The sequence below is a fragment of the Marinobacter sp. JSM 1782161 genome (assembly GCF_011421605.1).
Classification (GTDB): Bacteria; Pseudomonadota; Gammaproteobacteria; order Pseudomonadales; family Oleiphilaceae; genus Marinobacter_A; species Marinobacter_A bohaiensis.
Genome location: NZ_WSSA01000003.1, coordinates 114,293 through 128,557, shown reverse-complemented (window position 1 = coordinate 128,557; position 14,265 = coordinate 114,293). Strand labels below are relative to the sequence as shown.

At 63.9% G+C, this 14,265-nt stretch carries 9 protein-coding genes and 3 tRNA genes; 9 read left to right on the top strand and 3 right to left on the bottom strand.

What is annotated here, in order from left to right; genetic code table 11:
- The first annotated feature begins 53 nt into the window (after positions 1–53).
- The 5 genes from GQB00_RS13315 to GQB00_RS13295 all read left to right on the top strand — a co-directional run bounded on the left by GQB00_RS13315 (position 54) and on the right by GQB00_RS13295 (position 1,890).
- Positions 54–911 carry a DUF2846 domain-containing protein gene (locus GQB00_RS13315; RefSeq protein WP_165856699.1) on the top strand — a complete coding sequence of 286 codons (858 nt, stop codon included), beginning with the start codon at positions 54–56 and terminating at the stop codon, positions 909–911.
- A 189-nt stretch (positions 912–1,100) separates the two neighbouring features.
- Entirely contained in the window at positions 1,101–1,436 is a 336-nt protein-coding gene (locus tag GQB00_RS13310; RefSeq protein ID WP_162628864.1) for a hypothetical protein, read from the top strand.
- A gap of 169 nt (positions 1,437–1,605) precedes the next feature.
- Positions 1,606–1,681, top strand: a tRNA-Val gene (locus GQB00_RS13305).
- Between the two features lie 44 nt (positions 1,682–1,725).
- Positions 1,726–1,802: transfer RNA gene (locus GQB00_RS13300), tRNA-Asp, on the top strand.
- A gap of 12 nt (positions 1,803–1,814) precedes the next feature.
- Positions 1,815–1,890: transfer RNA gene (locus GQB00_RS13295), tRNA-Val, on the top strand.
- 105 nt (positions 1,891–1,995) lie between these two features.
- Here the strand turns inward: GQB00_RS13295 and GQB00_RS13290 are convergent.
- Complete coding sequence (locus tag GQB00_RS13290) at positions 1,996–3,405, bottom strand: 3-oxoacyl-ACP reductase (protein ID WP_165856698.1); 1,410 nt, start codon at positions 3,403–3,405, stop codon at positions 1,996–1,998.
- Positions 3,406–3,633: 228 nt separating this feature from the next.
- On the opposite strand from GQB00_RS13290, the gene GQB00_RS13285 reads away from it, so the two are divergent.
- Entirely contained in the window at positions 3,634–4,959 is a 1,326-nt protein-coding gene (locus GQB00_RS13285) for an acetyl-CoA C-acetyltransferase (protein ID WP_165856697.1), read from the top strand.
- Positions 4,960–4,969: 10 nt separating this feature from the next.
- On the opposite strand, the gene GQB00_RS13280 is transcribed toward GQB00_RS13285, so the two are convergent.
- A complete protein-coding gene (locus tag GQB00_RS13280; RefSeq protein ID WP_165856696.1) occupies positions 4,970–6,445 on the bottom strand; it encodes an amidase in 1,476 nt (491 codons plus the stop codon).
- Between the two features lie 188 nt (positions 6,446–6,633).
- Complete coding sequence (locus GQB00_RS13275) at positions 6,634–7,641, bottom strand: hypothetical protein (protein ID WP_111497750.1); 1,008 nt, start codon at positions 7,639–7,641, stop codon at positions 6,634–6,636.
- A 336-nt stretch (positions 7,642–7,977) separates the two neighbouring features.
- On the opposite strand from GQB00_RS13275, the gene trhA reads away from it, so the two are divergent.
- The 3 genes from trhA (at position 7,978) to GQB00_RS13260 (ending at position 14,257) form a co-directional block, all read left to right on the top strand.
- Complete coding sequence (gene trhA / locus GQB00_RS13270; RefSeq protein WP_165856695.1) at positions 7,978–8,655, top strand: PAQR family membrane homeostasis protein TrhA; 678 nt, start codon at positions 7,978–7,980, stop codon at positions 8,653–8,655.
- 218 nt (positions 8,656–8,873) lie between these two features.
- Positions 8,874–10,568: an autotransporter assembly complex protein TamA gene (locus GQB00_RS13265; RefSeq protein ID WP_165856694.1), complete on the top strand. Its 1,695-nt coding sequence runs from the start codon at positions 8,874–8,876 to the stop codon at positions 10,566–10,568.
- Positions 10,565–14,257 carry a translocation/assembly module TamB domain-containing protein gene (locus GQB00_RS13260; RefSeq protein ID WP_165856693.1) on the top strand — a complete coding sequence of 1,231 codons (3,693 nt, stop codon included), beginning with the start codon at positions 10,565–10,567 and terminating at the stop codon, positions 14,255–14,257. Before GQB00_RS13265 ends, GQB00_RS13260 begins: the two co-directional genes overlap by 4 nt.
- Positions 14,258–14,265 lie beyond the last annotated feature (8 nt).

The window sequence follows — 14,265 nt, the reverse complement described above, 5'->3', positions numbered from 1 at the left end:
CCTGGCAGGTGCTACGATCCGGGCGTTACCGGGTCTCAGGGGGATGACTCATCATGCGCCACGCCGTACCGGCACCCGCCATCTTTGCGTTACTGCTCGCCATTGGGCTCGGCGGGTGCTCCATTCACCAGTCCATCGGCAAGAGTACCGGGGCGTTCCTGCATCCGGTTTCTGGCCCCGATTTCGTCCATATCGCCAATGATCACTGGGATCGCCAGCACCACGCGCTGATCTATTTCTACCGCACCCATTCCCAATGGGCCGCGGATGAGATCGAGGCTCCCAGTGTCTATGTGGACGGCGAGCATTACTTCAATATCCGCAACGACAGCTACACCTGGCTGGAGGTGGCGCCGGGCACGCGCCATATTATTATCCGGCGCCCGCTGCTGGGGCTGGAAGGCATCAACGACTTTGATCTGAGCCGTATTGCCGACGCGCAGCTGGATGTTGTGGCCGGGCGCGTCTACTACCTGCGCTACAACGAGCTGGAACCGCCCGACCGGTCGTTTCCCGATCTGGAGGCGGATCATCCATTGGCGTCCGGCCAGCTCCAGCGCGTGTCGCGGGATTTCGCCATGAGCGAGCAGGAGCTGATGACCACCCAGTTCCTGGAGAGCGATCTGCTGGCACCCAACCACGCCGCGGTATCGATCGTCGAAGCCAACCAGGATATCGATTACGAGCGTCGCCGCGAGGCCCTGGAGGCCGCCCGGGAGGCAGAGATCGAAAGCCTGAAGGCCGCTGGCGCCTACGATGAGGCGCCCTGGTACTGGCCATTCGGCGGCGGTCCCACCCGGCCGCTGGAGAGCGACCGTCAGTTGGAGGCGCTCGAAAGCCACTACGCCGCCATCCTTGAGGAGCGTGAGCAGCGTGAGGAGGCCGACGGCGGAAGCTGGTGGCCGTTCTAGAACGGCACGGCGATCGACTCGCGGTGTTGACGCCGGAGCGTTTTATTCATGCCAATGACGCGTCTTTGTCCGCCGCTAATCTATGACAGCGTTTAAACACCCTTGGCGCGCTTTTCCGGCCTGTCTAGACTGGGAGGTAAGGCGTAGTGGTTTCAGGTGGTCACGGCTGACAATAACAACGGTGGAACGATGGCACTAAAGGACGCACTCGGCGCGCGTGTGGAGTGGGCACGACGTCGCCTCGAACGATTGGCCCCGTCTCTCAGGGAGCGGGTGGGGGAGCAGGTCCAGTCCCTGCAAACCCGACTCGATGATTTGAACCGGCGTCTCGCCGAAGAGGCCGTGCCGGAAGAGCGCAAGAGCAGCGTGGGCCGGCTGGCCCTGGAGCGCAAGGCTGCCTCGGCGGCGCGGCGGGCCAGCCAGATGGTTGGCGCGGGGCGGCGGGTCGCCGGCAAGGCCTCCGCCGGACGGAAGCGCTCTTCGGGCAAGACCCGCCAGACAGGGGACGATGCCGAGTCCTCCTGACAACGGGCTTTTTTTCGACGCCCTTGAGCGCAATTTAACCAGTTGAGTTTGATTCAAAAAAATCCCGAAAAAGTATTTGACAGTCCCTCTGAAATGCTTAAAATGCGCGTCTCATCTGGATGACACAGCACACGCCGCAAGGCAAACGCTGTTCCATCCACGCTGGACTGGGTGGTTAGCTCAGCTGGGAGAGCATCGCCCTTACAAGGCGAGGGTCGCAGGTTCGATCCCTGCACCACCCACCAATTCAGCGCTTGATCGGCACCCCACCGATTGATGGATGATACGCGGAGCGGTAGTTCAGCTGGTTAGAATACCGGCCTGTCACGCCGGGGGTCGCGGGTTCGAGTCCCGTCCGCTCCGCCATTTTCTTTCCCCGGGTGGTTAGCTCAGCTGGGAGAGCATCGCCCTTACAAGGCGAGGGTCGCAGGTTCGATCCCTGCACCACCCACCATTTTCCTGTTCGTACGAGCTCTGCCTACAGCGTGTGAAAACGCCTGTTGGGCGGTTTTTCGTGTCTGTCGGAAAATCCCCGGCCGCAGCCAGGGATTATTCGGTCCTATTTGCCGATCAGCGACTGGCCGCACACCCGCACCACATTGCCGGTCACGCCGGACGACTGAGGGTGGCAGTACCAGCCGATGGTCTCGGCCACATCCACTGGGTGCCCGCCCTGGGACAGGCTGTTCATGCGCCGGCCCGCCTCGCGCATGGTGAAGGGCATGGCCGCCGTCATTTGCGTCTCAATAAAACCGGGTGCCACGGCGTTGATGGTGATGCCGTTCTTCAGGCTCCGGGCCATGGACTCCACATAGCCGATCACGCCGGACTTCGAGGTCGCGTAATTGGTCTGGCCGAAATTCCCCGCGATACCGCTGATGGAGGAGACGCAGACGATCCGGCCGTTGTCGCGAATCAGCTTGCGCTTGAGCAGTTCCTCGTCGATCAGCTCCTCGGCGGTGAGGTTGACGGCGATGGCCATGTCCCAGAAATGCTCCGGCATGTTGCCCAGGGTCTTGTCCCGGGTAATGCCCGCGTTGTGCACCACCATGTCGATGCCGTTTTCCTGTTTTTCCATGAAGTTCGCGATCTGGGCCGGTGCGGCGGCGTCGGTGATGTCGCAGGTCAGCGGCTTGCCGCCGATGCGCTGGGCAACGGCGTTCAGGTCGTCTGCGGCGGCCGGGATATCCAGCACAACCACGTTGGCGCCATCCCGGGCCAGGGTCTCGGCGATGGCGGCGCCAATCCCGCGTGCCGCGCCGGTCACCAGGGCGGTCTTGCCGGCGAGGGGCGCGCTGCTCTTCGGAGCCTTGGTGTCGATATCCGACTTGCCGATTTTAACCACCTGGCCGTCCACGTAGGCCGATCGCGGCGACAGGAAGAAGCGCAGGCTGGAGTCGATGCGCTCCTCGGCGTTGGGGGCGATCCAGATCAGGTTGGCGGTGGCGCCCTTGCGGCCGACTTCTTTGCCCACGCTGCGCACGAAACCTTCCAGCGCCCGTTGCGAGGCCGCCTGGGCCGGCTTGCGGCACGTATCCGGATCCTGTCCGATGACCAGCACCCGGCCGTTGCCGGCCAGCTTGCGAATTACCGGATGAAAAAAGTCGTACAGCGCCCGCAGGTCGGCGGTATCCTTGATACCGCTGGCGTCGAACACCAGCGCGGAGAAACGTTGGTCGATGCTGCCATCGATCGCCAGTGGTCGGGCCTTGCTGCCAGCCTTGGCGGAATCGGCCAGTCGGTCGTTGCCGCTGGCGTGATAGACATTGGCGGGGCTGGTGGCCAGCACGCTGCCAACGACCCCGGCTGCACGAGGATTGGCCGCGGCGCCCACCAGCACGTCGCCCTCGATGAACGGCTGGTCGGTCCGCTGCCAGCGCTTGAGAACCACGGGTGAGGGTAATCCCAGCGTCGAGACGGTGGATTTGCCCACCGATGTGTTCACGAATTTGAGGTAGAGGTCGGACATAGCGATTTCCCTTTTTCTTTTACGTCTGATCGTCTGTGAGTGTCGGGTGCGGTGTCGCGCCATGACCGGGTACGATGGTCCTGACGCGTCCCGGATGGAAATCATGGTAGGGGAATTGGCGGTCCATGGATTGACTCAATGCGGTCCGGCCCTTGTCAGGCCTGCCAATGAGCGGTGAGCCGGTCCCGCTAGACTGCCACACAACACACCGACAGACAGGATAGTCCCATGGCACAGGCAAGTAACGCAGCGACCACGAAAAAGCGTTCCAGGGCGTCGTCTCCGGGCGTCCGGCGAGTGGCGGTCATTGGCGGCAATCGCATTCCGTTTGCCCGCTCCAACACCGCTTACAGCAAACTCAGCAACCAGGACATGCTGACCGCCACGCTGCGGGGGCTGGTGGATCGCTTCGGCCTGGACGGCATGCGCCTGGGCGAAGTGGCGGCCGGGGCGGTGATCAAGCATTCCCGGGACTTCAACCTGACGCGGGAATCGGTGCTCAGTTCCGGTCTGGCCCCCGAAACCCCGGCCTACGATGTGCAGCAGGCCTGCGGTACGGGGCTGGAAGCGGCCATCCTGGTGGCCAACAAGATCGCATTGGGGCAGATCGAGTGCGGTATCGCCGGCGGTACGGACACCACCTCGGACGCGCCCATTGGTGTCGGCGAAGGGCTGCGCAAGATCCTGCTCGACCTTAACCGTGCCAGGACCAACGGTGAGCGGCTGAAGATCCTGGGTCGTTTCCGGCCCGGCCACCTGATTCCGGAAATACCGGAAAATGGCGAACCCCGTACCGGTATGTCGATGGGGGATCACTGCCAGGTCACTGCCCACGAGTGGCAGATTCCCCGCGACGAGCAGGACCAGCTGGCCTACGAGAGTCACCAGAAGCTGGCGGCTGCCTATCAGGAAGGTTTTTTCGACGGCCTGATGACGCCGCTGGCGGGACTCGAGCAGGACAACATCCTGCGTCCGGACACGTCGCTGGAGAAATTGGCGAGTCTCAAGCCGTGCTTTGACCGTGAGAATGGCACCATGACCGCCGCCAACAGCACGGCCCTGACCGACGGCGCCTCCAGCGTGTTGCTGGCCAGTGAGGAATGGGCCAGGTCCCATAACCTGGAGGTGCAGGCCTATCTGACGTTCTCCGAAGTGGCGGCGGTGGATTTCGTCGACAAGAAAGAGGGCCTGCTGATGGCCCCGGCCTACGCCGTGCCCAGGCTGCTGGAACGGGCCGGCGTCACCCTGCAGGACTTCGACATCTACGAAATCCACGAGGCGTTCGCCGCCCAGGTGCTGTCCACGCTCAAGGCGTGGGAGGATCCGGCCTTCTGCAAGGACCGCCTGGGGCTGGCGCAGCCGCTGGGCTCGATCGATCGCGGTCGGCTCAACCCCAAGGGCAGCAGTCTGGCGACCGGGCATCCGTTCGCCGCCACCGGCGCACGGATCATCGCCACGCTGGCCAAGCAACTGGCGGAGAAGGGAAGCGGTCGCGGCCTGATTTCCATCTGTGCCGCCGGCGGTCAGGGGGTGACGGCGATTCTCGAGCGCTGAGGATCGGCGTTCAGAAGGTGTCGGGCGGCCGGAAGCCGGCCAGCCCGGCCTGTTCCATCAGCTCGGCGAAGCCGATGGTGGTCAGGTCCATGCCCGGCGCGCCGATCACCTGCACGTTGAACGGCAGGCCATCGCGGCTGCGCCCGACCGGTACCGACGTCGCCGGCAAGCCGAGGGTGGTGGCCAGGGCGATCCAGCAGAACTGGTCCAGGTAGGGGCGGGGCTGGCCGTTGACCTGGATGCGACGGCCATAGCTCTGACCCTGCTGGTCGTGCGCGATGGCGGTGGTGGGGGTGATCGGGGTCAGCAGCACGTCGTAGTCGGCGAACAGCGACTCGATCCGCGTCCGCATCTTCTCGCGTGTTTCGTTCCAGTGCAGCCACTGGTGATAGGGCTGGACGACGCCCCGGCTGAACTCGCCGACATGCTCGGTCATGGGCATGAACAGCCGCAGCCATTTTTCCAGGCGTCCGATCCAGGTGAGCTGGCGCCGCTGGCGTTGGGTCTGGGCGGCGCTGACCAGGCTGCCGAGCAGGTTGAAGTAGACCGGCAGGAGGTGATGCAGGTCCAGCAATTCGTGCCTGGCGTCACTCACCAGGCATCCCTGGTCTGCCAGTGCGCTTCCCAATTGCCGATACGCCTGGGTCAGCTCGTTGTCCACCGGGCACACCGGGTCCTCCAGCCAGAGTCCGACCCGCGCCTGCGGCAGGCTCTCAAGGGCGCCGGGGCTCATCGCCAGGGACCAGCTGCGGGCATCCGGTTCACGGGGCCCGGCAATGACCTCCAGCAACAGCTGCAGATCTCCGGCATGGCGGGCCATGGGGCCGCCTTCCACCAGGTCCGGTTGGCTCATGGTGCCGGGCGGGCCCGGAATATGGCCGCGCATGGAGACCAGGTCGCGGCTGGGCTTGTGGCCGAATACGCCGCAGAAGTGGCACGGGGTGCGGATCGAGCCGGCCAGGTCGCTGCCCACTTCCAGTGGGGTGAATCCGGCCGCCAGTGAGGCCGCCGCGCCGCCGGAGGAACCGCCCGGCGTATGCAGGGGGTTGTAGGGATTGTAGGTGGTGCCGAATACCTTGTTGTAGCTCTGGATGTCCATCCCGAACAGCGGCACGTTGGTCTTGCCCAGAATGATGGCGCCGGCGTCGGTCAGACGCTGAACCAGGTCGGCATGCCGTTGCGGGACATAATCCTTCAGGGTGGGCGAGCCCGCCACGCAGGTCAGGCCCGCCACTTCCCAGGTGTCTTTGAGGGTCATGGGCAGGCCGTGCAGGGGGCCGAGCGATTCGCCACGGGCCTGGCGGGCATCGGCTTCGGCGGCCCGGGCCAGCGCGGCTTCGGGATCAAGGGTCACCACCGCGTTGACGTCGGGGTTGCGGGCCTGGATGCGGTCGATCAATGCCCGCGTTAGCACCACGCTGCTCACGGTGCCGGAACGCAGTTCCCCGATCAGGTCACGCGCACTGCGATAGTGAAGGTCGGTCATGCCCGGCATTGCCTCCTTTCGTACGGGTTCTTCCGCCGCTGGCACGGTTTCGGCACCAGCCTGTCCAGAGTTATAAAAGCGTTATGAAAGAGTCATGAAGATGCTTCATTAAAGACAAGAGCCTGCCCAGAGTAAAGCGTCTGCTTTAAAGGCGGTCAGGCTGATCGGGCCCCGATCGCGGGCCCGGCTTACAGCTCCTCGCGCCAGCGCTTGACGGCCAGCTGTTTCTTGAGGGCTTCGATGATCTCGTTGACCACCTGGATAATCTGGCGCTCGCTTTCGGTCACCTTGCCGTCCCGGACATCGGTTTCCTGCAGGAAGGTGCCGACGATGTCGTCGATGAAGTCATGGTTGCGGGCCGAGGCCAGGTCATCGAGGATCTGGTGGATCACCTGGGCGACGATATCACCCACCGCTTCTTCCAGTGTTTCGGTGATCTGTGGGCCCAGCATGGGCACCTGGCGCAGCCGGGACAGCTCGTGGTTCTGGCTCAGGGCCTGGTCCACGCAGGATTCCAGGTACTGGCGCAGGGCGCCGCGGTTGGGGATGTACCCGGTGGTGGCCGCCTCGGCCACTTTCTCCGACAGCCACTGGCTCAGCAGATCGCGGCGGGGCAGCAGGATCTCGTTCTGGATCCGGTGGATCAGCGGCGAACCGTGGGTCATCTCCGCCTGGGCGCCGGATAGAACCTTGATCACGATCCGGTCCGACAGCTCCTCCATGAACGCCTCGTAGTAGAACTTGAGGAATTGGTAGACCCGGGTCTTGGTGAAGTCGATGATCTGGTACTTGTGCAGGCGGTAGATGATCGAGATGACCCGCAGCACCCGCAGGAAGCGGTAAGAGCCGACCGGGATGCAGCCCAGCAGGTCGTACCAGTGCAGGAACGGATAGAAGTACCAGCGGTCGTAGAGTTTCGTACGGATGGCGTAGAGCCAGCGAATGACAAACTCGGTCAGGAAGATCCAGACAAAGATCAGGTCATAGAAGATGAAGTTGCGGTGGATCGGCCGATAGAACTCGGCGAACGGCGTGACGTACTCGAAAAGCAGGTCGCGCACCGCGTCCACGGCATAGAGCGCATCGAAGATGATCCAGGTGATGTTGAGGAACAGCAGTCCCAGCATCACAAAATCCACAACGAACCAGAACAGCTGGTGGCTGTTGCGGAGATTCTCTCGGTTGATCGTAAACATGCGCCTCGCCTGGCCGGTGAATCGGGACCCCGCCACAGCGCGGGGCCTGCAAAGCCTACCATCGGCCGGCGCTGCGGGAGAAACCGGACGTCCGCGACCGGCCGGGCCAGCGGCGACGTCGTTTCTGCCGAAGGTTGGCCGGGCAGGCATACGCCTGAAATCAGCCGCTTGCGTTCATTCTACTGTAGCCAAATCCCGGACGTGGCACCATGGTTCTGCCGCGGCGGACATAGGCTATGTGTTTAACCACGATTGTTTCACACCTCTTGAAATCGGATTGATTAAGCTTACAGTTGTAAGCTGAAATTCGGGACCACGGACACCTTGGAGGCCTTCTTGTCGACCGAACCCCACATCAACGCTGACGGCAGCGTGCAGGACTACCCGCCGATCGAGGAGTGGCTGAACTGGACGACCCACGGACTGGCGGCCCTGTTCAGTCTGGCCGGCATGGTGGTGCTCATCGTCCTGGCCAGCCTGGAAGCGGACCCCTGGAAAATCGTCAGTTTCAGCATCTACGGGGCCAGCATGATCCTGCTATTCCTGGCGTCGACACTCTACCACCGCGCCCGATGCCCGGATCGGCGCCAGCTGTTCAAGATGCTCGACCACTGCGCCATCTTCCTGCTGATCGCCGGCACCTATACTCCTTTCCTGCTGGTGAACATGCGTGATGGGGCCGGCTGGCTGATGTTCGCCGTGATCTGGGGGTTGGCCGCCGCCGGCATCACGCTCAAGCTGGTGTTCGGCCATCGCTTCAAGCCCTTGCAGATCATCATCTACCTGCTGATGGGCTGGCTGATTGTGTTTGCTTCGTCGGAACTGGCCAGCAGCGTCAACGAGCTCGGGCTCTGGCTGGTGGTGGCCGGGGGCATCACCTATACGCTGGGCGTGGTGTTCTACCTGATCAAGCGGATCCCCTACAATCACGCCATCTGGCACCTGTTTGTCGTCGGCGGCGGAGCCTGCCATTTCTTTGCCATCTACTATGGTGTATTACAGGGCACTCTCTAATCGGAGACACCCTCTATAAAGAGGAAACGTTGTTAACCGGACCCGGTCCAAAGCGGACACGGGTCGGCCAACGCTGATCGGCAGTGGCAAATATTAATCTGCGAGGTCGGGCAGGGATGCCCGAATTTCGGTAGCATACGGCTGATCGAAGACGCCTGGGGACGGAGAAGTTTTTGACGGTCAGAGCAACAGGTCCGGCACGGGTTGCAGGGCTTCTAATGTCGTGCATGGTCTGGTCGGCGTCCTCCCTTGCCGAAGGGCAGGTCGAGGTGCGCGTCGAAGGCGATTACCCCGCCCTGCAGGAGAACGCCACCAACTTCATCGGCACGGTGGAGGACCGGACGGCGGAGAACCTGCGTCGCTACGCCAACCACGCCGAGTCCCAGGTGCGCGAGGCGCTGCGGGCGCTGGGTTACTATGAGCCTCGTATCCGCTGGCGGGTCGAGGGTGATGAGCCTCCGCGACTGATTCTTGACGTGGTGCCCGGCGACCCTGTTCGCATTGCCAACCGTGACGTTCGGGTTGAAGGCGAAGCGTCCGCGGATCCGGCCTTCGAGATCGGCAACCTCTCCGCGATTGCTCCGGGCAGTATTCTCAATCACGGTGACTACGACGCCGTGCGCCAGCGCATCCTCAACCGCGCACGCAAACTCGGCTATTTCGATGGGAAGTTCACTGCCCGCTCCCTGAAAGTCGATCCCGACGCCGGCGAGGCGGACATCGAGCTGGTGTTCGCCAGTGGGCCCCGCTACGCCTTTGGGGAAGTAACGTTCGAGGACGACGGTACCTTCGAGCGCCCCCTGTTGAACCGGTTCGTCCAGATCCGGCCGGGTGAGCCCTACGACGCCGACCGGATCGCCGAGCTGGACAGCGATCTGTCCAACAGTGGCTATTTCGCCAGCGTGATTGTCAGCGCCCAGAGTGAAGAAGCCGAGGATCGTCGCGTGCCGGTCCAGGTGCGTCTGACCACCCGCGATCCCCGTTCCGTTGCGGCCGGTGTCGGTTTCTCCACGGACGTGGGGCCGCGACTGCGGGGCACCTGGACCGAACACTGGATCAATCCCATGGGTCATCGCCGGGGTGCCGAGATGGAGCTGTCGGCACCGCGCCAGAACGTCAGCGCCTACTATGAGTTGCCGCTGGACCCACCCATGACCGATGCCATCCGCTTTACCACCGGTTACCAGAAAGAAGATATCGAAGACGTGAACTCCGAGCGCCTGACGTTCGGCGAGCAATGGCGCCACGAGCTGGACAACGGCTGGATGCGGGTGCTGTCGCTGAACTGGGAAAAGGAACGCTACACCATCGGTGACAAGCCGGGCGATGTGGAACTGCTGCTGCCGGGGATCAGCTTTTCCAAACTGGTGGCCGACTCGCCCCTGGACCCGGCGCGAGGGTATCGTCTGCAACTGGACGTGTCCGGCGCCCACCGAAGCGTGCTGTCCGATGCCGATATCGCCCACGTGCTGGGCATTGCCAAGGGCCTGATCACCGTCGGCAACGGCCATCGCTTTCTGGGCCGGCTGCAGGCGGGGGCCGTGGCCACCAACGATTTCGACGACGTGCCGCCGTCGCTGCGTTTCTTCGCCGGCGGCGACCAGAGCGTTCGTGGTTATGGATACGAGACCCTCTCGCCGGAGGACAGCGACGGTGACAGCGTGGGTGGGCGCTACCTGTTGGTGGGCAGTGTCGAGTACCAGTACCCCCTGACCAATCAATGGCGTCTGGCGGCCTTCGTCGACAAGGGCAATGCCATCGACAATCTGACCGACCCGCTGGCGACCGGTGTCGGTCTCGGCATCCGCTGGGTCAGCCCCGTGGGCCCGCTGCGGCTGGATATTGCCCGGGGCCTGGATGAGGATCTCGGCGGCGGCTGGCGTCTGCACTTCTCGATGGGGCCGGAACTGTGAAGCGTGTGATCCTGTGGAGCCTGGGCAGTCTTCTGGCCCTGCTGTTGCTGATTCTGCTGACCGTGTTCCTGGTGCTGCGCTCGGAGGCGGGCACCGCCTGGTTGCTGGAGCAGGTTCCGGGGCTCACCGTTGAGGGCGGCCGGGGCTCCGTGTTGGGGCGCTGGCAGGCACAGCATGTGCGCTGGCAGGGCTTCGGCGTCACGGCCGACGTCGACCAGGTATTCCTGGAGTGGTCGCCCGGCTGCCTGTTCACCGGCGTGCTCTGTGTCGATCGCCTGCTGGCTGAACGTATCGACCTGAAACTCGCGCCTTCCGAGCCGGAGCCGTCGCCTGAGCCCTTCACGCTGCCCAGCATCGAGCTGCCGCTGGGCGTCTCCGTCGGCGATGTGCGCCTGGGGCCGCTGTCAGTGGATGGCGGCCGGATCTGGCGCTCCTTCACCCTGGCGGTGGAGGCATCCGGTACCGCCTGGAACCTGAACGACTTTCAGCTGGTGACCGATGCCGTGGAAGTCAGTGCCGGTGGCCGCCTCAATACCCGCGATGACTGGCCGCTGGACCTGGACGTCAAGGTCGCCCTGCCGTCGCCACAGCCTGACAGCGAGTGGCATCTTGATCTCAACGCGGCCGGCAGCGCCCGGGACCTGCGCCTGACCGGGCGCAGCCAGGGTTACCTGGAGGCGCGGCTAAGCGCCCGTGCGGCCCCGTTCGAGCCGGGTATCCCGGCTCGCGTCGAGTTGGAAAGCAAGCGTTTCCGGCCGTCTCCCGACCTGCCCGATACCCTGGTGCTGGAAAACTGGACCCTGACCCTGGATGGCGACATGGACCGGGGCTACGCCCTGCAGACCGACGCCAGCCTGCCGGGCAGTGCCGGTCCGGTGGCGCTTGCGGTCAGCGGCCAGGTGCTGACCGACCGGGTCGAGGATCTGGTGGTGCAACTGGATGGCGCACCGGTACCGGAGGGAGAGTCGGGGCGGGCCATCGTGCGCGGTCGGGTCCAATGGCTCGATGAATTGGCGGCCAGCGGCTCCTTGCAGTTCGACCGTTTTCCCTGGTACACGCTGCTGCCGGGTATGGCGGAACCGCCGGTGCGCCTGGAGACGGCCAATGTGGCGTTTGACTATCGCGACGAACGTTACAGCGTCGAGGTCAAAGGTGAAGCGGGTGGCCCAGCCGGCCCCTCGCGATTCAGCGCTCGGGCTAAGGGCGACAGCGAGCGGGTGGCGGTCGAGAACGTGCGACTGGATACCGGTGCCGGTGGACTGGATGCCCAGGCGGATGTGGCGTTTGCCGGCGACCTGAGCTGGAAAGCGCGGGTGCAGCTGGATGCCTTTAACCCCGGCTACTGGGTGCCCGAGCTGAAAGGGGCACTTAACGGTGAAATCACCTCTGAGGGCGGTGTGCCGTCAAGCGGCCTGCAGGCTCAGGTCGACTGGGTGCTGGACGGGCAGTGGCGCGACAATGACCTGGACAGCCAGGGCCTCCTCGATGGGCGCGAAGGCGACTGGCGCCTGGAATCCTTCGAGCTTGATGTGGGCGACAACACCGTGCAGGGGCAAGGGCGTCTGGCGGACCGTATCGAGGCCTCCCTGTCGCTGGACGCCCAGCGTCTGTCCCAGTTCTGGCCGGACCTGTCGGGTCAGCTGAGTGGTCAGGTCTCGTTGGGAGGTACCCTCGAGAAACCATCCGGTCAGGCGCAGCTTGACGCTCGCAAACTGGCGTTCCAGACGCTGCAGGTAAGCGCCCTGGCCTTGCGGGCGCAGGTGAGCGACGGCGAGCAACTGCAGTCAAACCTGGACCTGAGCGGTGTCCGCAACGACGACCAACTGATCGGTGATTTGTCCGCGACGCTAAATGGCAGCATGGCGCAGCATCGCTTGACGCTGCAGCTGGATAACCCCGACGCAAACGTGCGAACCGTGTTTGCCGGCGGGCTCGGCAACATCTGGTCCGGGGCCCTGAGCGAAGGGCGTGTCGAGAGCGCCGGCCAGGTCTGGAACCTGGAGCAACCGGCCGCCATTGAATACACCGATGCGGGCCGGCTGACCCTGGGATCGCACTGCTGGCGCTGGCAGTCATCGAGTCTGTGCGCCGAGGACCAACAGCTGTTGCCGACGCAGCGAATCCGTTACGCCCTGACCGATTTCCCCATGCAGAGCCTGGCGGCCTTATGGCCGGACGGGTTCCGTTGGAAGGCCTCGCTAAACGGCAACGTGGACCTGACCCTGGATGACCAGGGGCCGCGAGGCACCATCAATCTCGATCTTGGCCCGGGGGCGTTTGAGATCCTGCAGCACGAGGACTGGCAGTCCATTCAATACGACACGCTCAAGGCTGATGTGGCGTTGCAACCGGATGACGTGACGCTGGCCCTGGACTTCAGCGGTGATCAACTGGGCCAGCTCGACGTGGACCTGCAGATTGATCCGACCCAGGAAGACCGGCCTATGGACGGCACCTATTCACTGTCCGGGCTGCAGTTGGCGGTGGTGGAACCGTTCGCCGGCCTGGAGTCCCTGAACGGTGACATCAGTGGCGATGGACGGCTGTCCGGACCGCTGACAGACCCGCAGGTTAACGGCAACCTGACGCTTTCCCAGGGGGAGTTGCTTGATCCGCTGGTGCCCATGCCCTTCCGGGATGTCAATCTCGAGCTGGCCTTCCAGGGCAATCGCGCCACCCTGAACGGTCGATGGCTCAGTGGTGAGCGTGGTGAAGGTCGTCTGGAAGGCCAGGTGGACTGGAGTGGAGCTCAGCCAGACGTCGACCTCAGTCTCTCCGGCGACCGCCTGTCGCTGGTCTATGAACCTTACGCCACACTGGAGCTATCGCCGGATCTGCGGTTGGCGCTCAAGGACAACAAAGTCAGTGTGAGCGGGCGTGTCGCCGTTCCCAAGGGCGACATCGAGGTACGCGAACTGCCGGCTTCGGCGGTGTCGGTCTCGGATGATGAAGTGATCGTTGGCGAAGAAAAGGCGTCGCCGGCGGTGGAGGCGCTGGCCATGGACGTGACCGTCGTAGTGGGCCAGGCGGAAGGCGAGGACAAAGTCTCTTTCGAGGGGTTCGGTGTGACCGGCAACCTGCAGGGAGAGTTGCGTATCGGCAACAACCTCGACACTCGCGGCACCCTGCAAATGGTGGACGGGCAGTACAAGGCCTATGGCCAGGAGCTGGAAATCCGCCGGGCCCGGCTGCTGTTCGTTGGCCCCATCAGCCAACCCTATATCGATATCGAGGCGGTTCGCACGGTGGATACCGTGGTGGCGGGGATTCGCCTGAGCGGACCCGCCGACGAGCCGGAGGCGGAAGTCTTCTCGGAGCCCTCCATGCCTCAGTCCGAAGCCCTCTCGTATGTGATCCTGGGGCGTCCGCTCAATTCCAGCGGTGACCAGAGCCAGGTGGGACGTGCCGCGCTCAGCCTCGGTCTGGCGCAAACCAACGAGCTGACCCGGGGCATCGGTGAGGAACTGGGCATTCGCGACCTGACGCTGGAGGCCGAGGGATCGGGCGACGAAGCTGCCGTTGTGGCCAGCGGCTACATCACTGACGACCTGTCGCTGCGCTACGGCGTGGGCGTGTTCCAGCCCATTACCACGATTGCGTTGCGCTACGACCTGGGACGCTATTTCTACCTGGAGGCGGCCAGTGGTCTGGCCGCCTCGCTGGACCTGTTCTATACGCGGGACTTCTGATCGCCGTG